19 protein-coding genes are annotated in these 20,707 nt (G+C 72.6%); 10 read left to right on the forward strand and 9 right to left on the reverse strand.

Annotated elements, in window-relative coordinates; all coding sequences use genetic code 11:
- The first annotated feature begins 267 nt into the window (after window positions 1–267).
- The 4 genes from ABEA42_RS16125 to ABEA42_RS16140 are packed head-to-tail and all read left to right on the forward strand — an operon-like array spanning window position 268 to window position 3,405.
- Complete coding sequence (locus ABEA42_RS16125) at window positions 268–1,203, forward strand: COX15/CtaA family protein (RefSeq protein WP_345504897.1); 936 nt, start codon at window positions 268–270, stop codon at window positions 1,201–1,203.
- Between the two features lie 58 nt (window positions 1,204–1,261).
- Window positions 1,262–1,453 (forward strand): hypothetical protein, encoded by a 192-nt coding sequence (locus tag ABEA42_RS16130; RefSeq protein ID WP_345504898.1) that lies wholly within the window; start codon window positions 1,262–1,264, stop codon window positions 1,451–1,453.
- 54 nt (window positions 1,454–1,507) lie between these two features.
- Window positions 1,508–2,086 (forward strand): ArsR/SmtB family transcription factor, encoded by a 579-nt coding sequence (locus ABEA42_RS16135; protein ID WP_345504899.1) that lies wholly within the window; start codon window positions 1,508–1,510, stop codon window positions 2,084–2,086.
- Window positions 2,083–3,405: an MFS transporter gene (locus ABEA42_RS16140; RefSeq protein WP_345504900.1), complete on the forward strand. Its 1,323-nt coding sequence runs from the start codon at window positions 2,083–2,085 to the stop codon at window positions 3,403–3,405. Before ABEA42_RS16135 ends, ABEA42_RS16140 begins: the two co-directional genes overlap by 4 nt.
- Here the strand turns inward: ABEA42_RS16140 and ABEA42_RS16145 are convergent.
- Window positions 3,342–4,259 carry a heme o synthase gene (locus ABEA42_RS16145; protein WP_345505045.1) on the reverse strand — a complete coding sequence of 306 codons (918 nt, stop codon included), beginning with the start codon at window positions 4,257–4,259 and terminating at the stop codon, window positions 3,342–3,344. The two genes, ABEA42_RS16140 and ABEA42_RS16145, sit on opposite strands and share 64 nt — an antisense overlap.
- Before the next feature lie 191 nt (window positions 4,260–4,450).
- On the opposite strand from ABEA42_RS16145, the gene tkt reads away from it, so the two are divergent.
- The 6 genes from tkt to pgl all read left to right on the forward strand — a co-directional run bounded on the left by tkt (window position 4,451) and on the right by pgl (window position 13,228).
- Window positions 4,451–6,748 (forward strand): transketolase, encoded by a 2,298-nt coding sequence (tkt, locus tag ABEA42_RS16150; RefSeq protein WP_345504901.1) that lies wholly within the window; start codon window positions 4,451–4,453, stop codon window positions 6,746–6,748.
- Between the two features lie 5 nt (window positions 6,749–6,753).
- Window positions 6,754–7,884, forward strand: coding sequence for a transaldolase (tal, locus tag ABEA42_RS16155; RefSeq protein ID WP_345504902.1), 1,131 nt, complete (start codon window positions 6,754–6,756; stop codon window positions 7,882–7,884).
- Window positions 7,881–9,542 (forward strand): glucose-6-phosphate isomerase, encoded by a 1,662-nt coding sequence (locus ABEA42_RS16160; protein WP_345504903.1) that lies wholly within the window; start codon window positions 7,881–7,883, stop codon window positions 9,540–9,542. Before tal ends, ABEA42_RS16160 begins: the two co-directional genes overlap by 4 nt.
- A complete protein-coding gene (gene zwf / locus ABEA42_RS16165) occupies window positions 9,539–11,083 on the forward strand; it encodes a glucose-6-phosphate dehydrogenase (protein ID WP_345504904.1) in 1,545 nt (514 codons plus the stop codon). Before ABEA42_RS16160 ends, zwf begins: the two co-directional genes overlap by 4 nt.
- 76 nt (window positions 11,084–11,159) lie before the next feature.
- Window positions 11,160–12,479: a glucose-6-phosphate dehydrogenase assembly protein OpcA gene (locus ABEA42_RS16170; RefSeq protein ID WP_345504905.1), complete on the forward strand. Its 1,320-nt coding sequence runs from the start codon at window positions 11,160–11,162 to the stop codon at window positions 12,477–12,479.
- Entirely contained in the window at window positions 12,476–13,228 is a 753-nt protein-coding gene (gene pgl / locus ABEA42_RS16175; protein WP_345504906.1) for a 6-phosphogluconolactonase, read from the forward strand. Before ABEA42_RS16170 ends, pgl begins: the two co-directional genes overlap by 4 nt.
- Window positions 13,229–13,296: 68 nt before the next feature.
- On the opposite strand, the gene ABEA42_RS16180 is transcribed toward pgl, so the two are convergent.
- The 8 genes from ABEA42_RS16180 to gap all read right to left on the reverse strand — a co-directional run bounded on the left by ABEA42_RS16180 (window position 13,297) and on the right by gap (window position 20,605).
- On the reverse strand, window positions 13,297–14,025 hold the full coding sequence (locus ABEA42_RS16180) for a glycosyltransferase family 2 protein (RefSeq protein ID WP_345504907.1): 729 nt from the start codon (window positions 14,023–14,025) through the stop codon (window positions 13,297–13,299).
- Window positions 14,022–15,485, reverse strand: coding sequence for a bifunctional PIG-L family deacetylase/class I SAM-dependent methyltransferase (locus ABEA42_RS16185; RefSeq protein WP_345504908.1), 1,464 nt, complete (start codon window positions 15,483–15,485; stop codon window positions 14,022–14,024). The genes ABEA42_RS16180 and ABEA42_RS16185 overlap by 4 nt, the downstream gene beginning before the upstream one ends.
- Entirely contained in the window at window positions 15,482–16,588 is a 1,107-nt protein-coding gene (locus ABEA42_RS16190; protein WP_345504909.1) for an acyl-CoA dehydrogenase, read from the reverse strand. Before ABEA42_RS16190 ends, ABEA42_RS16185 begins: the two co-directional genes overlap by 4 nt.
- A gap of 173 nt (window positions 16,589–16,761) precedes the next feature.
- Complete coding sequence (locus ABEA42_RS16195) at window positions 16,762–17,112, reverse strand: RNA polymerase-binding protein RbpA (RefSeq protein WP_345504910.1); 351 nt, start codon at window positions 17,110–17,112, stop codon at window positions 16,762–16,764.
- Window positions 17,113–17,134: 22 nt separating this feature from the next.
- A complete protein-coding gene (gene secG / locus ABEA42_RS16200; protein ID WP_056885236.1) occupies window positions 17,135–17,380 on the reverse strand; it encodes a preprotein translocase subunit SecG in 246 nt (81 codons plus the stop codon).
- A 113-nt stretch (window positions 17,381–17,493) separates the two neighbouring features.
- The gene (tpiA, locus tag ABEA42_RS16205; RefSeq protein ID WP_345504911.1) at window positions 17,494–18,300 is read right to left on the reverse strand and encodes a triose-phosphate isomerase; all 807 of its coding nucleotides are present in this window, start codon (window positions 18,298–18,300) and stop codon (window positions 17,494–17,496) included.
- On the reverse strand, window positions 18,300–19,544 hold the full coding sequence (locus ABEA42_RS16210) for a phosphoglycerate kinase (RefSeq protein WP_345504912.1): 1,245 nt from the start codon (window positions 19,542–19,544) through the stop codon (window positions 18,300–18,302). Before ABEA42_RS16210 ends, tpiA begins: the two co-directional genes overlap by 1 nt.
- A 56-nt stretch (window positions 19,545–19,600) precedes the next feature.
- Window positions 19,601–20,605 (reverse strand): type I glyceraldehyde-3-phosphate dehydrogenase, encoded by a 1,005-nt coding sequence (gene gap / locus ABEA42_RS16215; protein WP_345504913.1) that lies wholly within the window; start codon window positions 20,603–20,605, stop codon window positions 19,601–19,603.
- Window positions 20,606–20,707 lie beyond the last annotated feature (102 nt).

Consider the following 20,707-nt stretch of genomic DNA (forward strand, 5'->3'; position numbering starts at 1 on the left):
CGAGGCACAGCACGACGGTCAGCAGGTCCGCCACGACCGCAGCCGGCGCAAGGCCGGCCGTCGCGGCGCCGTACCCGGCAGGAGCCGGTCGGCCGGCTGGTCCGAGGGCCCACACGAGGTGTTCCCCGGCGAGCAGGACCATCGCCGCGACGGCCGGTCTCCACGCGTGCTGCGTCATCCCCCCAGTCAGGCAGGGCGGTCGTGCCCGCACCATCGGGCGTCTCCCCCATGCACCTCGGGGTTCCACCTGAGACGTACCCTCGTGGCGTGACCGCAGCACCCGTCTCGACCCCCGGCCCCACCACGATGGCGGCGGCGCCGGGGACCACCTGGCTCCCCCGGCTCCTCCTTGCCAACCTCGTCGTCGAGGTGCTGATCGTCGTCACCGGCGGACTCGTCCGGCTCACCGGAAGCGGCCTCGGGTGCCCGACCTGGCCGCAGTGCGTCCCCGGTTCCTTCACCCCGGTGCCCCACCAGGCCGAGGGCTACCACCGCTACATCGAGTACGGCAACCGCACCCTGACCAGCGTCGTCAGCATCGCCGCGCTGCTCGCCGTCGTCGCCGTCTGGCGCTGGGCCGACCGGCGCCGCGACCTGCTCGTCCCCGCGTTCGTGGTCCTCGGCGGAGTCGCCGTCCAGGCCGTCCTCGGCGGCATCACCGTCCTCACCGGGCTGAGCCCGCTGACCGTGGCCGCCCATTTCCTCGTGTCGATGGTGCTCGTCGCCTCGGCCGCCTTCCTCTACTTCCGCGCCCAGGAACCCGCCGGACCCCGGCAGCTCCTCGTCCACCCCCTGGCGGAGCGCCTCGGCTGGGCCGCCTGCGCGGTCGGCGCGGTGGTGCTCGCCCTCGGCACCGTCGTCACCGGTTCCGGCCCGCACTCCGGTGACGCCAAGGAGCCCGCCCGGTTCGGCTTCGACCCGAGGACCGTGTCCTGGCTGCACGCCGATGCGGTCATGCTCTTCGTGGGTCTGGTGCTCGCCGCGTGGGTGGCTGCCCGGCTGACGGGTACGGGCGCCGCCCCTGCCCGCGCGTGGGCCGCCGTCGCGGCCGTCACCGTGGCGCAGGGAGTCGTCGGCTACACGCAGTACTTCACCGGCCTGCCCTGGCCCGTCGTGGTCCTGCACATGCTGCTCGCGACCCTCCTGGTCGTGGCCCTCACCCGGGCCGTGGTGCGGCAGCGCGCCACCACCGGCGACGCCTGACCACGTCACGCACCCCGAGAGCCTGTCCCCGTCGCGGACGCAGGTGCATACTCCCTGCATGGGGACCATGAGGGGGACCATCAACCGCAAGGTCGCGCTGCGCCTGGCCCTGGCCCTCGTGGCCGGGTGGGCGTTCTGGCAGGCCGCCCAGCCCACACCCGACTGCACGCGGTGGGGGGCCGGCAACGCCGTCGAGGCCGCCATGCCCGCCACGGGTCTGGTCCAGGCACCGGTGAGTTGCCAGCGCTGACCACATTGCACAAGCGCTCTTGTGCAATGTGGGTTGTACAACTACTCTTGTCGTATGCCCACTGAACGCGACGGCGTACGCCGCATCACCGAGGCCCAGGCGCTCTCCGCCATGGCCAACCCGTTCCGCGCACGGATGATGGACGCGCTCAAGGTCGACGGGCCGTCCACGGCGTCGGGCCTCGCCCAGCGCACCGGCCAGGCCGTCGGCAGCGCCAGCCACCACCTCAAGGTGCTCGCCGAGGCAGGCCTGGTCCAGGAGGCGCCCGAGCTCGCCCGCGACCGCCGCGAGCGCTGGTGGCGCCTGGTCGACCCCGGCACCCGCTGGTCCCGCGCGGACTTCGCCGACGACACCGCCGCCGTCACCGCTGCCTACGCCGCCGAGGCCCTGGCCCTGCAGCGCCAGTTCGAGCGGACGCAGGAGTGGAACGCCAACGCCGCCTCCGTCCCGGAGTGGGACGCCGCGGCGTTCGCCACCCAGAACTGGATGCGGCTGACCCCGGACGAGCTCGACGAGCTGTCGCGCGAGATCGTCGACGTCCTTGTGCGGTGGTCGCGGCGCGAGGTCCCCGACGACGGGCAGGAACGCGAACCCGTGTTCGTCTTCGCCCGAGGGTTCCCGGCCCAGCCATGACGACCCGACCCGCACCGGTTGCCGCAACCCTCCCCCTGCGCCGCAACCGGGACTTCAGCCTGCTCTGGTTCGGCGAGGGCGTCAGCGTCCTCGGCAACGCGACCACCTCCGTCCTGCTGCCGCTGCTCGCCGTCGTGGCGTTCGACGCCGGCCCCGGGTGGATGGGGCTGCTCACGGCCGCGGCGTGGGCGCCCTGGCTCGTCATCGGCCTGCCCGCAGGGGCCTGGGTCGACCGGCAGCCCGCCCGTCGCGTCATGGTCGCCAGCGACCTCGTCGCCGCCGCGGTCCTGGCCAGCGTGCCGCTCGCCTGGGCGCTCGGTCGCCTCACCCTCCTCCACGTGGTGCTCGCCGCCCTCGGCAACGGGGCGTGCACGGTCTTCTTCCGCGCCGCGTACCCCGCCCTCGTGCGGCGGGTGGCACCGCAGGCGCAGCAGGAGCAGGCGTTCGCGCGGCTCTTCGGCACCGAGTCGGCGATGCAGGTCGCCGGGCCGGGGGTCGGGGGCCTGCTCGCCCAGCTGGGCTCTGCGGCCCTCGGCCTCGCCGTCGATGCGGCCAGCTTCCTGGTCTCCGCGGTCTGCCTGGCGAGACTGCGGCTGCCCCCGGCGCCACCGGCGGACACCCTCCCGGTCGCCCCGCTGCGTACGCGCATCCGGGAGGGCGTGGACTACATCCGCGGCGACCGGCTGCTGCGCTTCTTCACGGTCCTCGGTGGGGTGTCCAACTTCGGGCTCACCGGGTACGGCGCGCTGCTCGTCCTCTTCCTGGTGCGTGAACTCCACCTCGCGCCGGCGGCGGTCGGGGCGGTCATGGCGACCGGCAGCATCGGTGGGTTCCTCGGTGCGGCCGTCGCCACCCGCGTCTCCGCCCGCCTCGGGAGCGCCCGTGCGCTGGTCTGGCTGCAGGTCCTCGCGGGGCCCACCGCCCTGCTGCTCCCCCTGGCCACCCGGGGTGCAGGGCTGGCGCTGTTCGTGCTGGGCCAGCTGCTCGTCGGCACCGCGGTGGTGGCGGGCAACGTCATCCGTGGGGCTTGGCGCAACCGCTACGTGCCCGAGTCCATGGTCGCCCGCCAGGTCACCACCGCGCAGGTGGTCAACCTCGGCACCATGCCGCTGGCCGGCCTCGCCGCCGGCTGGCTGGGCACCGCCGTGGGGCTGCGGCCCACCATCGCGCTCATGGCGGCCATCCACGCCGTCGCGTGCCTGGCCATGCTGTGGGGACCGCTGCGTGGGCAGCGGGACCTGCCCGAGAGGGCGGGTCAGCCGACGGGCAGGTGGAACAGCGGGTCGAGCGCGACGCCGAGGAACAGGATCCCGACGTAGGTGATCGAGAAGTGGAACAGGCGCATCGGGCGCAGCACCTGGGGCCCCTCGCCTGCCTTGGCGGCCCGCAGGAGCCGGTGGGCCTCGGCGAGGAAGAGCGCACCGGTGACGACGGCCGTGACGAGGTAGAGCCAGCCCATGGGGTGCACCCACACGAGCAGCAGCGACGCGGCGACCATGGCCCACGAGTAGGCGACGATCTGCCGGGCCACGACCACGAACTTCTCCACGACGGGGAGCATCGGCACGTGGGCGGCGGCGTAGTCGTCCTTGAACTTCATCGACAGCGGCCAGTAGTGCGGCGGGGTCCAGAAGAAGATGACGAGGAACAGCATCACGGCCGACCACGAGAGCGAGTCTGCGACGGCGGACCAGCCGATGAGCACCGGCATGCAGCCGGCGGCGCCGCCCCAGACGATGTTCTGCGCCGTGCGGCGCTTGAGGACCATGGTGTACCCCACGGCGTACATGAGGATCGCGCCAAGGGACAGGGCGGCCGAGAGCCAGTTGACGAACACCGCGAACCAGACGGTCGACGCCACGGTGAGGACGGCACCGAAGACCAGTCCCTCGCGCGGCGTGACCTCGCCGGTGACCATCGGCCGGTTGCTCGTGCGGTGCATCTCCGCGTCGATGTCGCGGTCGTAGACGCAGTTGAAGGTGTTGGCCGCACCGGCGCTCAGCGCACCGCCGACGAGCGTCGCCACGATGAGGAGCAGCGAGGGCACGCCGCCCTGCGCGAGGAACATCACCGGCACCGTGGTCACGAGCAGCAGCTCGATGATGCGCGGCTTGGTGAGGGCGAGGTAGGCCGCGGCCTTGCGCCGCCGGGGCGGTGCGGGGGACGCGGGGATCCGGGCAGTCGGATCGAGTGCGGTCACGGCGTCCTTCGCGGGTGCTGCTGGGGGTTTGGCGGGCGCGCCCAGTCTATCCCCGGCCGGACGGTGCCGACCGACGGGACTGGATGCGACGCGGCTCACGCTCAGGACTAGTCTCGGATCCGTTGTCGTGCGACGCCTGCAGCTCAGTGTGAGGAGAACCATCCGTGCCCACCGCATCCCGTTCCGCCAAGGCCACTCCCCCGAGGAAGCGCAGCAGCTCGCTGCGCCGGCCCGTGGCCCGCAAGGCCGGCTGGACCGACCTCGACGTGCGCGCGGTCGACACCGCCCGCCTGCTCGCCGCAGACGCCGTGCAGAAGGTCGGCAACGGCCACCCCGGCACCGCGATGAGCCTCGCGCCGGCGGCGTACCTGCTCTACCAGCAGGTGATGAACCACGACCCGAACGACGCCGCGTGGCTGGGCCGCGACCGCTTCGTGCTGTCCGCCGGCCACTCGAGCCTGACGCAGTACGTCCAGCTCTTCCTGTCCGGCTACGGCATGGAGCTGAAGGACCTCAAGGCGCTGCGCACGTGGGGTTCCATCACCCCCGCGCACCCCGAGGTGCACCACACCACCGGCATCGAGATCACCACGGGCCCACTGGGTTCGGGCTTCGCCTCAGCCGTCGGCATGGCGATGGCGCAGCGCCGCCAGCGGGGCATGCTCGACCCCGAGGCCAAGCCCGGTGAGAGCCCGTTCGACCACCACATCTGGGTCATCGCCTCGGACGGCGACCTCATGGAGGGGGTCTCCGCGGAGGCCAGCTCGCTCGCCGGCCACCAGCAGCTCGGCAACCTCACCGTCATTTACGACGCCAACCAGATCTCCATCGAGGACCAGACCGACATCTCGTTCTCCGAGGACGTCGCCGCGCGCTACCGCGCCTACGGCTGGGACGTCGTCGACGTCGACTGGCGAGGCGACGGTGACGGTGCGGCTTACCTGGAGAACGTCGACGCGCTCTACGCCGCGCTCGAGAAGTCCAAGAAGGCCAACCGCCCCACCCTCGTCCAGCTGCACACGATCATCGCGTGGCCGGCACCGACCAAGCAGGACACCGGCAAGTCGCACGGCTCGGCCCTCGGCGACGAGGAGATCGCGGCCACCAAGGAGCTGCTCGGCTTCAACCCCGCGAAGACGTTCGAGGTCGAGCGCCCCGTCCTCGCCCACGCCCGTCAGGTCGCCAAACGCGGCAAGGCCGCCCACAAGGCCTGGGACAAGCGGTACGCCGCGTGGCGCAAGGCCAACCCTGACCGCGCGACGATGCTGGACCGCCTCGTCGCCGGAGAGCTGCCCGACGGCCTCGACGCCGCCCTGCCGGTCTTCCCGGCAGACACCGCCAAGGGCATGGCAACCCGCGCCGCGTCCGGCAAGGTGCTCAGCGCCCTCGCCGACGTCATGCCGGAGCTGTGGGGTGGCTCGGCCGACCTGGCCGAGTCCAACAACACCACCATGGAGGGCGAGCCGTCCTTCATCCCGCGCAACCGGCAGACCCGTGAGTGGAAGGGCGGGCCCTACGGCCGCACGCTCCACTTCGGCATCCGTGAGAACGGGATGGGAATGATCCTCAACGGGATCGCGCTCGAGGGCCTCACCCGCCCCTACGGCGGCACCTTCCTCGTCTTCTCCGACTACATGCGCCCGGCGGTCCGCCTCGCGGCGATCCAGCAGCTGCCGGTCACCTACGTGTGGACGCACGACGGCATCGGCCTCGGTGAGGACGGCCCGACCCACCAGCCGGTCGAGCACCTCGCCTCCCTGCGCGCAATCCCCGGCCTCGACGTGGTCCGTCCCGCGGACGCCAACGAGACCGCCGTCGTGTGGGGCCAGGTCCTGCGCAACGCCAAGACCGCGGCGCTGGCCCTGACCCGCCAGAACGTCCCCGTGCTCGACCGCACCGTCGTGGCGAAGGCCTCCGGGGCGGCCAAGGGCGCCTACGTGCTCATCGACGGCGGCAAGGACGGCAAGGGCGCGCCCGACGTCATCCTGATCGCCACGGGCTCCGAGGTCGCGATCGCCCTCGAGGCCCGGGAATCTCTGGAGCGCCAGGGCGTTGCCACTCGTGTGGTGTCCATGCCGTGTCGCGAGTGGTTCGAGCAGTCCGGCAAGGCGTACCAGAACCGGGTCCTGCCGCCGGACGTGCGGGCCCGCGTCAGCGTCGAGGCCGCCGTGTCGATGGGTTGGCACGACCTGGTCGGCGACGCCGGGCGCAGCGTGAGCCTCGAGCACTTCGGTGCCTCGGCCGACTACAAGACCCTCTACCGGGAGTTCGGCATCACGCCGGAGGCCGTCGTCAAGGCGGCCAAGGACTCCCTCAAGGACGCCCGGACGACGGCGCGCAAGAGCGCGGCGCCCTCCGTCAACCAGACCCGGCCCCGCGCCGCGGTCTCGCCGACCAAGACGACGGACACCACGACCAAGCGCAGCGCCGCCACCAAGAGCGCTGCATCCAAAGGGAAGTGACGCACGTGACTGACAACGCACTCAAGGCACTCGCCGACCAAGGAGTCTCCGTCTGGCTCGACGACCTCTCGCGCGAGCGGGTCGAGACCGGCAACCTCCAGGAGCTCATCGAGAAGGGGGTCGTCGGGGTCACCACGAACCCCTCGATCTTCCAGGCCGCCCTCGCCAAGGGCGACCGGTACGACGCCGACCTGCGCCGTTTCGCCGGTGAGGGCAAGAACGTCGACGAGGTCGTCTTCCACCTCACCACCGAGGACGTGCGCAACGCCTGCGACGCGTTCCTGCCGCTCTACGAGTCGACCCACGGGGTCGACGGCCGCGTCTCCATCGAGGTCGACCCCCGACTGGCCAAGGACACCGGCCGCACCGTCGAGGAGGCCAAGAAGCTGCACGAGGCGGTGGGACGCCCCAACGTCCTCATCAAGATCCCCGCCACCGTCGAGGGCCTGCCCGCGATCTCGCAGGTGCTGGCCGAGGGCATCAGCGTCAACGTCACGCTGATCTTCTCCCTCGACCGCTACCGCGGCGTCATGAACGCCTTCCTCACCGGCCTCGAGCAGGCCCGCGAGAAGGGCAAGGACCTGTCGACGATCCACTCCGTCGCCTCGTTCTTCGTCTCCCGCGTCGACACCGAGGTCGACAAGCGCCTCGACGCGATCGGCACCGACGAGGCCAAGGCCCTCAAGGGTCGCGCCGCCGTCGCCAACGCGCGACTGGCCTACCAGGCCTTCGAGGAGGTGTTCTCGACCCCCCGGTGGAAGAACCTGCAGGACGACGGCGCCCACGTGCAGCGTCCCCTCTGGGCGTCCACCGGCGTCAAGGACCCGGCCTACGCCGACACCCTCTACGTCACCACACTCGTCGCGCCCAACACGGTCAACACCATGCCGGAGAAGACGCTCGACGCGGTCGTCGACCACGCGGACATCACCGGTGACACCGTGACCGGCGCGTACGCCGACGCGGCCGAGGTGCTCGACGCGCTCGAGGGGCTCGGCATCTCCTACGCCGAGGTCACCGCGCAGCTCGAGCGCGAGGGCGTCGACAAGTTCGAGGTCGCCTGGGGCGAGCTGCTCGACGAGGCGCAGAAGGACATCGACCTCGCCCGCGCCGACGTGGAGCAGGGCGACAAGTGAGCGCACTCGGTGTGGTCGCCTCCGGCCCCGCCGCGGACGCGATCGCCGTTGCCGTCCCGGCCCTGCTCGAGGCGCAGTTCGCGAGCAGGCTCTTCGCCCAGGACGCGACGCTGTGGGGCGAGGAGGCCGAGTCCGAGTCGGCGATCCGCCTGTCCTGGGTCAACCTCGCCCGCACGTCGCGTCCGCTGCTCGGCGAGATCGCCGCAATGCGCGACCAGCTGCGCGGCGAAGGAGTCGACCGGGTCGTGCTCTGCGGCATGGGCGGGTCCTCGCTGGCCCCCGAGGTGATCTGCGCGACGGCCGGGGTCGACCTCGTCGTCCTCGACTCCTCGCAGCCCGACATGGTGCGCTCCGCACTGGTCGACCTCGAGCGCACCGTCGTGGTCGTCTCGAGCAAGTCCGGCTCCACCGTCGAGACCGACTCGCAGCGCCGCGCCTTCCGGGCAGCCTTCGAGGAGAAGGGGATCGACCCGACGGCCCGCATCGTCGTCGTCACCGACCCGGGGAGCCCCCTCGACGAGGAGGCGCGCTCAGGCGGCTACCGCGTCGTCAACGCCGACCCCAACGTGGGTGGGCGCTACTCGGCGCTGACCGCCTTCGGGCTCGTCCCCTCTGGCCTCGCCGGGGCCGACATCGAGGCGCTGCTCGACGACGCGGAGGCCGTGGCCGACGTGCTGAGCGCCGACGACGACGGCAACCCGGGCCTGCGCCTGGGTGCCGCCATGGCCGCCACCGACCCCCTTCGCGACAAGCTCGTCCTCGTCGACGACGGCTCCGGCATCGTCGGGTTCCCCGACTGGGCCGAGCAGCTCATCGCCGAGAGCACCGGCAAGCAGGGCACCGGCATCCTCCCGGTCGTGGTCGGCTCGACCGACGACCCCGAGGCCGCCTGGCCCGACCCGGACGTGACCGTCGTGCGGCTCACCGGTGACGACGACACCGAGCCCACCGACGAGGTCGTCAGGGCCGACCGGTCCGAGATCGCGGTGAGCGGCCCGCTCGGCGCCCAGCTGCTGCTGTGGGAGGTGGCCACCGCCGCCGCCGGCCGGCTGCTCGGGATCAACCCGTTCGACCAGCCCGACGTCGAGAGCGCCAAGAAGGCCGCGCGCACCCTGCTCGACCAGGGCATGGGCTCCTCCGACGAGCCCGCGGCCACGGACGGCGCGGTCGAGATCCGCGCCCTCGGCGGTACCTGGCTCGGCGGCGCGACCACGGTCCCGCAGGCCCTCGAGGCCCTGTTCGGGCAGCTCGACGCCGACCGCGGCTACCTCGCCGTGATGGCCTACCTCGACCGGCTCGCCGACGCCGACCTGGCCTCCGTGCGGCCCGGGCTGGCACGCCGTACCCACCGCCCGGTGACCTTCGGCTGGGGTCCGCGCTTCCTGCACTCCACCGGCCAGTTCCACAAGGGTGGACCCGCCACCGGGGTCTACCTGCAGGTCACCACCGCACCCCACGAGGACCTCGCGGTGCCGGGACGCGAGTTCAGCTTCGGCGACTTCGTCGCGGCCCAGGCCGCCGGCGACGCGCAGGTGCTGGCCGAGCACCACCGCCCGGTCCTGCAGCTCCACCTCACCGACCACGACGCCGGACTGGCCCAGGTGCGCGAGGCCCTCTCGGCCCCCGCTGCGGGCCCGGACGCGAAAGGCAGTGCATGAGCCCCACCCGCGTGACGCAGGACCACAACCCCCTGCGCGACCCGCGTGACAAGCGCCTCCCCCGGATCGCCGGTCCCTGCGGCATGGTGCTGTTCGGCGTGACCGGCGACCTCGCCCGCAAGAAGCTGATGCCGGCGATCTACGACCTGGCCAACCGCGGGCTGCTGCCGCCGGGCTTCTCGCTCGTCGGCTTCGCCCGCCGCGACTGGGCCGACCAGGACTTCGGCAAGATCGTCTACGACGCGGTCAAGGCCCATGCCCGGACCCCGTTCCGGGAGAGCGTGTGGCGCAACCTGGCCGAGGGTTTCCGGTTCGTCCCCGGCACGTTCGACGACCCCAACTCCTTCGACCTGCTCGCCGAGACGGTCAAGCTCCTCGAGGACGAGCGCGGCACCGGCGGCAACCAGGCGTTCTACCTGTCCATCCCGCCGGGGTCGTTCTCGACGGTCTGCGAGCAGCTCGAGCGCTCCGGTCTCAGCCGTCCCGAGGGCGACTCGTGGCGCCGCGTCGTCATCGAGAAGCCGTTCGGGCACGACCTCAAGAGCGCCCGTGAGCTCAACGACATCGTCGAGGGCGTCTTCCCCGCCGACTCGGTCTTCCGCATCGACCACTACCTCGGCAAGGAGACGGTCCAGAACCTGCTGGCCCTGCGCTTCGCCAACCAGCTCTTCGAGCCGGTCTGGAATGCCAACTACGTCGACCACGTGCAGATCACCATGGCCGAGGACATCGGCATCGGTGGCCGCGCGGGCTACTACGACGGCATCGGCGCAGCCCGCGACGTCATCCAGAACCACCTCCTGCAGCTGCTGGCGCTGACGGCGATGGAGGAGCCCGTCTCCTTCGCCGCCGAGCACCTGCGCGCGGAGAAGGAGAAGGTCCTCTCGGCGGTGCGCCTGCCCAAGGACCTGTCCAAGGCCACCGCGCGCGGGCAGTACGCGCCGGGCTGGCAGGGCGGCGAGGAGGTCATCGGCTACCTCGACGAGGAGGGCGTGGCCAAGGACTCGCGCACCGAGACGTACGCCGCGGTCAAGCTGGAGATCGACTCCCGCCGCTGGGCGGGCGTGCCGTTCTACCTGCGCACCGGCAAGCGCCTGGGCAAGCGGGTCACGGAGATCGCGGTGGTCTTCAAGAAGGCCCCGCACCTGCCGTTCAACGACACGGCCACCGAGGAGCTCGGGCAGAACGCCATCGTCATCCGCGTGCAGCCCGACGAGGGCATCACGATGCGGTTCGGCGCAAAGGTCCCGGGCGCGCAGATGGAGGTGCGCGACGTCACGATGGACTTCGGCTACGGCCGCGCCTTCACCGAGTCCAGCCCGGAGGCCTACGAGCGCCTCATCCTCGACGTCCTGCTCGGCGACCCGCCGCTCTTCCCTCGCCACGAGGAGGTCGAGCTGTCCTGGCAGATCCTCGACCCCGTCGAGGCGTTCTGGGCGAAGCAGAAGACCGCCCCCGAGCCCTACCTCTCCGGCGGCTGGGGCCCGGACAGTGCCGACGAGATGATGCGCCGCGACGGCCGCGTCTGGAGGATGCCTTGACCACCCCACTCAGCTCGCCCACGCAGAGCGTGGGACCCGCCCCGCTGCGCTCCTCCAACACTGATCGGGGACCCCGGTGATCATCGACCTGCCCAGCACGTCCACGGTCGCGATCAGCAAGAAGCTGGTCGCGCTGCGCCAGGACACCGGCGCCATGGCGCTCGGCCGCGTGCTGACCCTCATCATCGTCGTCGACGAGCAGGACGCCGACGAGGCCATCGAGGCGGCCAACGACGCCAGCCGGCAACACCCGTGCCGCATCATCGCCGTGGTCATCGGCAACAAGCGCGGCGCCTCCCGCATCGACGCCCAGATCCGCGTCGGCGGCGACGCCGGGGCCAGTGAGGTCGTCGTGGCGCGACTGTACGGGCCCCTCACCGAGCACGGGCGCAGCGTCGTCATCCCGCTGCTGCTGCCCGACTCCCCCGTCGTGGCGTGGTGGCCCAGCGAGGCTCCCGCGAACGTGTCCAAGGACCCGATCGGCTCGATGGCCCAGCGCCGCATCACCGACGCCGCCGAGTCCAAGAACCCGCGCAAGGCACTGCTCAACCGGGCGGCGACCTACGCCGGTGGCGACACCGACCTCGCGTGGACTCGCATCACCCTGTGGCGCGGCCTGCTCGCCGCAGCCCTGGACCAGCGCCCCTTCGAGGCGGTGACCGAGGCCACCGTCACGGGTGGCACGGACTCCCCCTCGACCGACCTGCTCGCCGCATGGCTGGCAGAGACCCTGCGGTGCAAGGTCACCCGGGCCCGCAGCCGTGCGGGCACCGGCATGATCAGCGTCCGCCTTGAGCGACGCAGCGGTGCGGTCGACCTGGTGCGGCCGGACGGCACCGTCGCCACCCTGACGCAGCCCGGCCAGCCGGTCCGTCGGATCACCCTGGCCCGTCGCGCCACCGCCGAGTGCCTGGCCGACGAGCTGCGCCGACTCGACCCCGACGACATCTACGAGGAGACGATCCGCAAGGGCCTGACCCGGATCGGTCGCTCGAGCCCGACCGCGAGCGAGGCCGTCCGCGAGGGCGACGCCCCGTCGCCCAAGGAAGCCGAGGCGGAAGCCCGCCGGATCGCCCGGACGCAGCCCAAGGCCGGCAGCTCGGCCATGGTCGCGGCCGCCGATCCCGAGCAGTCCCCCGGCACGACCACGACGGTCAAGAAGGCTGCCGCCCGCAAGCTGGCGGAGGCCAAGACCGCGCGCGCGACGACGACTGGTTCGGCGAAGGATGCCAAGCCGGCCAGGGCCGCGCAGGAGTCGAAGCCGGAGAAGGCCGCCAGGACGACCAAGACCGCAAAGCCCGCCAAGGCGTCGAAGCCCGCTGCCAAGGCGACCGCGGGCAAGGCCGCGGCCAAGGCGACCGCTGGCAGCGCTGCTGCGGGTGGGTCGGGCTCGTGACCTCGGCTCCCGTGGTGCTGGTCCACGCGACCAAGCAGCTCCTCTCGGACGCCTCGGCGGCCCGGCTGGTCACGGCCCTCGTCGATGCCCAGGCCGCCAAGGGACAAGCACACCTGGTGCTCACGGGCGGCTCCATGGGCTCGGCCATCCTCGCCTCGGTGGCCGCCAGCGGCGCCCGGGACGCGGTCGACTGGTCGCAGGTGCACGTGTGGTGGGGCGACGAGCGGTTCCTCCCCGCCGGCGACCCCGAGCGCAACGAGACGCAGAACCGTGAGGCGCTCCTCGACGCCATACCGCTCGACCCGGCCAAGGTGCACTCGGTCCCCGGGCCGGACGGCCCGGACGGTGACGACGTTGCCGCGGCCGCACGGCGCTACGCCGACGAGCTCGCCGCCGCAGCGGGGGCAGGCGAGGAGTCGCCCGTCTTCGACGTCCTCCTGCTCGGCGTCGGGCCGGACGGCCACGTCGCGTCGCTGTTCCCAGGGCACCCCGACCAGCTCGTCGCCGGCGTCGCCGCGGCCCCGGTGCACGACTCCCCCAAGCCGCCGCCCACCCGCGTCACCCTCACCTTCGAGGCCCTCGCCCGGGCCGAGCGCACGTGGTTCCTCGTCGCGGGCGCCGACAAGGCGCACGCCGTCAAGGTCTCCGTCGCCGGGGCGGGTCCCGAGGAGTCCTCGGCCGCCCAGGTCAAGGGCCGCCAGGAGACGCTGTGGCTCCTCGACGCCGACGCGGCGTCCGAGCTCGGCTGACCTCCGAGCCCGACTGACGTCCCCGGCTGGCCTCCGGTCGCCGCCATGTCCCTGCGCGCCCCCTGTGCTCAGGGACCGGCGGCGGCCGCCTCGGCCTCCGCCGCCCCCACCTCGGCGGTGAGCTCGCGCAGGTAGGTCGCGAACCCACCACCCACCCGCCCGCGCCGGCGGCTCGCCGTGCGTGCGCGCGTGGCATCGGTCGCGAGCCACGGGGCACCGGAGGCCTTGACCGCCTCGGCCAGCAGGACGTCCTCGTGCAGCGGTACGGCGCAGAAGCCCCCGGCCGCGAGGTAGCGGCTCGCCCGGACCCCGAGGTTCGCCCCGTGCACGTGCGGATGTCCTTCGCGCAGGTGGTGGCGCTGCGTCCACGCCTGCAGCACGCGCGACTCGAGGTCGTGCGGGACGACGGTGCCGAGGACCAGGTCAAGGCCCTGGCCGGCCAGCTCGACCTGTGCGAGCAGCCAGTCGGCGGGCACCACGGTGTCTGCGTCGGTGTTGGCGAGCCACGTGGTCGCCGGGTCGCCCGGGCCCTGCAGGGCCACCGAGACCCCGGTCGCCCTGGCCGCGCCGACGCAGCCGTGGGTGGACACCACGCCGTGCACGTCCGCACGCCCCGCCACCACGGCGGCGGACGCGTCGGTGCAGCGGTCGAGGACGACCACGACCTCGACCCGCACCTCGGGTCGCCGCTGTGCCAGGACGCGTCGAGCCACCCGCAGCGAGTCCAGGCATACAGGCAGCAGGCGCTCCTCGTCGCGGGCGGGCACGACCACCACGACCCGGTCGACGACGATCACGCCAGTCCCTCGGCGACCGCGGGTGAGATCGACCCCGGGCGTGCGAGCACGTCGACCCGGAAGTCCTGCTCGACGTGCGTCACGACCGGCTCCAGCGCCTCCAGCCGTCGTGCGACCGCGTGCACGGTGTCGCCGTCCAGCGGCCAGCCCTGCACCGGGTGCCGCCAGTGGCACAGCACCACGACGCCGTGGGGGGCCAGGGAGCCGACCGCCCGGGCGAGGGCCTCGTCGAGCTCGTCCGGCTGCCAGAAGTACCCGATCTCCGACAGCACCACGACGTCGAACTCGCCACTGGGCCACTGCTGCGGTGCACGCAGCCGCTCCACCTCCACGCCGGGCAGGTGGGCCAGCCGGCCACGGGCCCTCGTGACGGCTTCGGCACTGACGTCGGTGGCCACGACCGACGTGGCCCGGGCTGCGAGCTCGCTGGTGAGGACCCCGGTGGAACAGCCCACCTCGAGGACGCGCCCCAGCCGGGCCGGAGGGAGGCACGAGAGGGTCACCGCGCGCTTGCGCTGCTCGTACCACGAGCTCTCGAACCCCCACGGGTCGTCGGTCCCCTCGAACATGGCGTCGAAGACCCGGTCGCCGTCCCGCGTGGGCGTGCCGGTGTCGTCCCGCGCGTCACCGAGGTGCTCGTCGTCGGGACCGGCTGCGGCCGGCTCGGCGACCTGCGGCTGCGGTCGCGTGGACAGGAACACCTCGAAGGGGCGGGCGAAGTGGGCCAGGAAGGACGGTGTCAGCAGCGCCTCGTCACCGGGTGACGGCGACAGCGCCGAGGTCTGCGACCCGTGGCACGCCAGGGCATCGGCCTTGGTGCGGCGCAGCTCCGGGTCGAGGTCGAGGCACACGACCCCTGCACCGGCCAATGCCTCCGGGCCACCCCAGTGCCAGAGCCAGACGGGGTACTCGAGCAGCCGGGCACCCGCTGCCGCCGCGACGCGCGCAGCGACGCGGCCGGCCGACTCGTGGTCGGTGTGGCCGTCCCTGCGCCACGGCGCGACCACCAGCGTGCGAGGCCCCACGAGAGGCGCCAACGCCTGCGCCAGCGCGTCCTCCCGCTGGGCCAGGTGGCTGTCGGGCAGGCCCAGCAGGAGCAGCTCCGCAGCGGGGTGCACCCGCATCACCGCGCGCCGGACCTCGTCCTCGCGGATGGCGGCCAGCCGGTCGGGACCGTGCGTCGGCGAGTCGGGGTGCGACGCCTCGCCGGAGGTGGCGACCACCACGGTCGCAGGCAGCCCCGACCGCCCCGCGGCAGCGAGCAGCCCCGCGGCTGCCAGGGTCTCGTCGTCAGGGTGGGCGGCGACGACGACGACCTCGGTCGAGGTGCCGAGCAGCTGCTCCGGCCCGACCCGGGCGCCCCGGGTCCACAGGTCGGTGAGCCACTGGGCCTCCGGGGTGCCCTCGGCGTGCGGGTCGAACCCCGCCTCGCGTCCCGCGGCAGGGACGGTACTGCTCACGGTCGGTCCCCGTCCACGGCGAGGACCTGTGCGCCCAGAGCTGCCTCGTCGCGCTCGGCGTGGTGCTGACGCAGGTAGACGGTGAGGTCGGCGACCCGTGCCGCGTGGGCGCCGTCGGCGGTGAGCGGCCCGGGTCCGAGAGCGTGGCCGACCCGGGCCAGCACCTCCTCGGCGGCCGAGGCCACGACGGTCCGGACGCGCGCGGCGAGCAGGGCACCCACCGACCCGTCGGCCTCCCCGGCGTCCACGGCGGCTGCCGCCTCCGCCAGCACGGCTCGTGCGGCGTGCAGCCGCGCGTCCACCGCCCCGAGGTGCATGAGGGCCACCTGGTCCGGCTCTCGCCGCGCTGCTGCTGCAGCCAGGGTGCGCCCGAGGGCGACGGCCGCGCCGTACCAGCAGGCGGCCACGCCCATGCCGCCCCAGGCGAACCCGGGCCGCGAGAGGTACCAGTCGTCGTCGCCGACCGGGGTGGCCGGCACGCCGTCGTAGTGGGTGGCGACGGAGACGACGTCGACGAGTCCGCGGGAGACCCACCCGGCCGCGTCGTCGTGCCGCACGCCCGGGTGGCGGAGGTCGACGGCGAACGCACGCCTCGCGGTCCCGGACGTGTGTGCCGTGACGACGGCGTGGTCGAGGTGCTGGCCCAGCGAGCACCAGGGCTTGGTGCCGTCGAGGCGCCACCCGCCGTCGTCCGTCGGCGTCGCGTCGGTACGGGTCGCGTCCAGCCGGCTTCCCGGGGCGTGGGCGGCCCACACGCCCCAGGTCGTGTCGGCCGGCGGGGGTGCGACCCCGGCCTGGTCGAGGATGGCCAGGGCGTCGAGGTGGGGTTCGACCACGCGGGCGACCGTGAGGTCGACCGCGGCCAGCGAGGCCAGGACCTCCCACAGCCGCAGGGTGGCACCGCGCCCCGGCAACGGGGTGCCGTCCAGGCGCGGCAGCAGGGCCAGCGCCGCTGCGACGTCACCGGCAGCCTCCTGGGCCGTGGCGAGGAGCGTGGCCGCCTCGGGTGTCGGACTGCCCGGGGCGTCGGCGGCGCCGTCGTTGGCACGACCTGGCCCGAGCGGGACCCAGCGTGGGGTCGGGGCTGGGGGCGGGGTGGCCACGGGCACTCTCCTCGGGTGGTGGGCAGGCCGGACTGGGGAGCGGCGGACCGCCCGCGACGTGTCTGCCCGGTCGGCGGCGGTCCCAAACGTGGGTGGGAGCCGCCCTGTCCACGAGACGCGCGAAGGGCGCCGCGGACCGTGGTCCGGGCGCCCTTCGGCGGTGGTGCTGGGTGCTACTGGATGAGCTTGCGGTCGCGCAGCGTGGCCAGCGCCTCGTCGAGGATCGCCTTGCCGTCCGCGTCCGAGCGACGCTCCTTCACGTAGGCGAGGTGCGTCTTGTAGGGCTCGACCTTCGGCGGTGCGGGCGGGTTGGCCTCGTCCTGGCCGGCCGGGAACCCGCAGCGCGGGCAGTCCCAGGTCTCGGGGACCGCAAGGCCCGGCTCCTCGGCGAAGCTGGGCCGGGTCTGGTGGCCGTTGGCGCACCAGTAGGACACGAAGACGCGGGGGGCCGCCTCGCCGCGCTCGGCCTCACCCATGGGGCCGGCGCCGACTCGGCTGCCGCGGATTGCGTTGCCACCTGCCATGTTGGAAGTACTTCCTCTCGGGTCAGGCGGAGAAGCGGTCGATGAGACCGATGCCGACGATGCACGCGAACCACACGATGCCTACCGCGACGGTGAAGCGGTCGAGGTTGCGCTCGGCCACGGACGACGAGCCCAGCGAGGTGGACATGCCACCGCCGAACATGTCGGACATACCGCCACCCTTGCCCTTGTGGAGCAGGATGAGCAGCGTCAGGAACAGACCACCGATGACCAGCAGCACCTGCAGGCCAATACGTACGGCTTCCACGGTTCACCCATCTTCGTCGACAACAGTCCGCCACCGAAAAGGCAGCAGCGGTCAGGATACCTGTTCGCCGCGCCGGGCTGAACCGGCCGCGCCGGGAGCCGCGGCGCCGGACCTCACGCGGTCTTGTGGTGGTCGCGGTAGCGACAGATGGAGGAGAACTCCTCCGGCACGATCGAGGCCCCGCCGACGAGGGCGCCGTCGACGTCCTCCTGCTCCATGATCGCGGCGACGTTGGCCGCCTTGACCGAACCGCCGTAGAGCACGCGGACGGTGTCGGCGAGGCTGCCGCTGTAGAGCTCGGCCAGCTTGGTCCGGATCGCCGCGCACACCTCCTGCGCGTCCTCGGGCGTCGCCACCTCACCGGTGCCGATGGCCCAGACGGGCTCGTAGGCGACGACGAGCGTGGCGGCCTGCTCGGCGGTGACACCGGCCAGGCCGGCCTCCACCTGGGCGAGCACGTGCTGCACGTGCTCTCCGGCCTGGCGCACCTCGAGCCCCTCGCCGACGCAGAAGATCGGCACGAGGCCGTGGCGCAGGGCCGCCTTGACCTTGGCGTTGACCACCTCGTCGGTCTCGGCGTGGTACTCGCGGCGCTCGCTGTGGCCGACCACGACGTAGCCGCAGCCCAGCTTGGCCAGGAACGCCCCGGAGACCTCACCGGTGTAGGCGCCGGTGTCGTGGGCGGACAGGTCCTGGGCGCCGTGGCGCAGCTGCAGCCGGTCGCCGTCGATGAGCGTCTGCACCGAGCGCAGGTCCGTGAACGGCGGGATCACCACGACCTCGACGGCGGCGTAGTCGTGGCGGCCGTCGCGCAGGGTCCAGTCGAGCTTCTGCACGAGGTGGGTGGCCTGCAGGTGGTCGAGGTTCATCTTCCAGTTGCCCGCCATGAGGGGCGTGCGACCGGCGGTCTTGGGTGCCATCAGGCGTGGTCCTCCGTGCTGTCGCTGCCGCCGGTGGCCCCGCCGGTCTCGTCGAGCACCGTCAGGCCCGGGAGCTCCTTGCCCTCGAGGTACTCGAGGCTGGCGCCGCCACCGGTGGAGATGTGCCCGAACTGGTCGTCCTCGAAGCCGAGCTGGCGCACCGCGGCGGCCGAGTCACCGCCCCCGACGACCGTGAGCGCTCCCTTGGCGGTGACCTCGACCAGGGCCTTGGCCACGGCAGCGGTGCCCGCGGCGTACGGCTCCATCTCGAACGCTCCCATCGGGCCGTTCCAGAAGACGGTCCGGCAGTCGGCGAGCTTCTCGGCGAACAGGACGCCGGACTCCGGTCCGATGTCCAGCCCCATCCGGTCGGCCGGTATGGCGCCTGCGGGCACCACGTCGTGCTCGGCGTCGGCGGAGAACTCGGTGGCGGCGACGATGTCGACGGGGAGCACGATCTCGACACCCCGCTCCTTGGCCTGGTCGAGGTAGCCCTTGACCTTGTCGACCTGGTCGGCCTCGAGCAGGCTCTTGCCGACCTCGTAGCCCTGCGCGGCGAAGAAGGTGAAGACCATGCCGCCACCGATGAGGAGGCGGTCGGCGGTCTGCAGGAGGTTGTCGATGACCCCGAGCTTGTCGGAGACCTTCGCACCCCCGAGCACCACGGCGTACGGGCGCTCGGGGTCCTCGGTGAGCCGCTTGAGCACCCCCACCTCGGTCTCCACGAGTCCCCCGACGGCCGACGGCAGGAGGCGGGCCACGTCGTAGACACTGGCCTGCTTGCGGTGCACGACCCCGAACCCGTCGGAGACGAAGACGTCGGCGAGCCCGGCGAGCTGGCCCGCGAACTCGGCGCGCTCCTCGTCGGTCTTGGCCGTCTCCCCCGCGTTGAACCGCAGGTTCTCCAGCAGCACGACGTCGCCGTCCCGGGCGGAGTCGACCGCCGCGCGGGCGCTCTCCCCCACCGTGTCGGTGGCGAACGTGACGTCGCTGCCGAGCACCTCACCGAGGCGCGCGGCGACCGGGGCGAGGGAGTACCTGTCCTCCGGGGTGCCCTTGGGCCGGCCGAGGTGGGCGCACACGATGACGCGTGCGCCCGCCTCGGACAGGGCCTTGATGGTCGGCGCGGACGCGCGGATGCGCCCATCGTCGGTGATCGTGCTCCCGTCGAGGGGCACGTTGAGGTCAGACCGGACGAGGACGCGCTTGCCGCGCAGGTCGCCCAGCTCGGAGATCGACTGCATGGTTCGGCTCAGTCCGTTCGGTCCGGCGTGGTCGGGTGGGGTCGTGCAGGGGTCCGTCAGAGCGACGAGCCGACGAGCAGCACGAGGTCGGCGAGGCGGTTGGAGTAGCCCCACTCGTTGTCGTACCAGCCGACGACCTTGACCTGGTTGCCGATGACCTTGGTTAGGCCGGCGTCGAAGATGCAGGACGCGGGGTCGGTCTCGATGTCCTTGGACACGATCGGGTCCTCGGTGTAGACGAGGATGCCCTTGAGCGGTCCCTCGGCAGCAGCCTTGACCGCGGCGTTGACCTCCTCGACGGTGGTCTCGCGGCTGGCCTCGAAGGTGAGGTCGGTGGCCGAGCCGGTGGGCACCGGGACGCGAAGCGCGTAGCCGTCGAGCTTGCCCTTCAGCTCGGGCAGCACGAGGGCGACGGCCTTGGCCGCACCCGTCGTGGTGGGCACGATGTTGAGGGCGGCGGCGCGGGCACGGCGCAGGTCCTTGTGCGGGCCGTCGTGCAGGTTCTGGTCGCCGGTGTAGGCGTGGATGGTCGTCATGAGGCCCTTGACGATGCCGAGCTCGTCGTTGAGGACCTTCGCCATGGGCGCGAGGCAGTTCGTCGTGCACGAGGCGTTGGAGATGACCGTGTGCTTGGCGCTGTCGTAGACGTCGTCGTTGACACCCATCACGATCGTGACGTCCTCGTTCTTCGCGGGCGCCGAGATGATGACCTTCTTGGCGCCGTTGTCGACGTGCACCTTGGCCTTGGTGGCGTCGGTGAAGAAGCCGGTCGACTCGATGACGACGTCGGCGCCCAGCTCGCCCCACTTGAGGTTGGCGGGGTCGCGCTCGGCGAAGACCTTGAACGCCTTGCCGTCGACGGCGATCTCGTCCTCGGTGGAGGTGACGTCGCCGGCGAGCCGACCGAGGATCGAGTCGTACTTGAGCAGGTGGGCCAAGGTGGCGTTGTCGGTGAGGTCGTTGACGGCCACCACCTCGATGTCGGCGCCGGACGCCTGCACGGCGCGGAAGAAGTTGCGGCCGATGCGGCCGAAGCCGTTGATGCCTACGCGAACAGTCACGATGCCTGGTCCTTCTCAGATGGGGACGGGTATGCCGCGAGGCGCGGCACGAGTGTTCGTCCCCGACCCTATTGGATCTGGTGGCAAGGTCGACAGCGTGGT

The sequence above is a fragment of the Pedococcus ginsenosidimutans genome, from assembly GCF_039544395.1.
GTDB lineage: Bacteria > Actinomycetota > Actinomycetes > Actinomycetales > Dermatophilaceae > Pedococcus > Pedococcus ginsenosidimutans.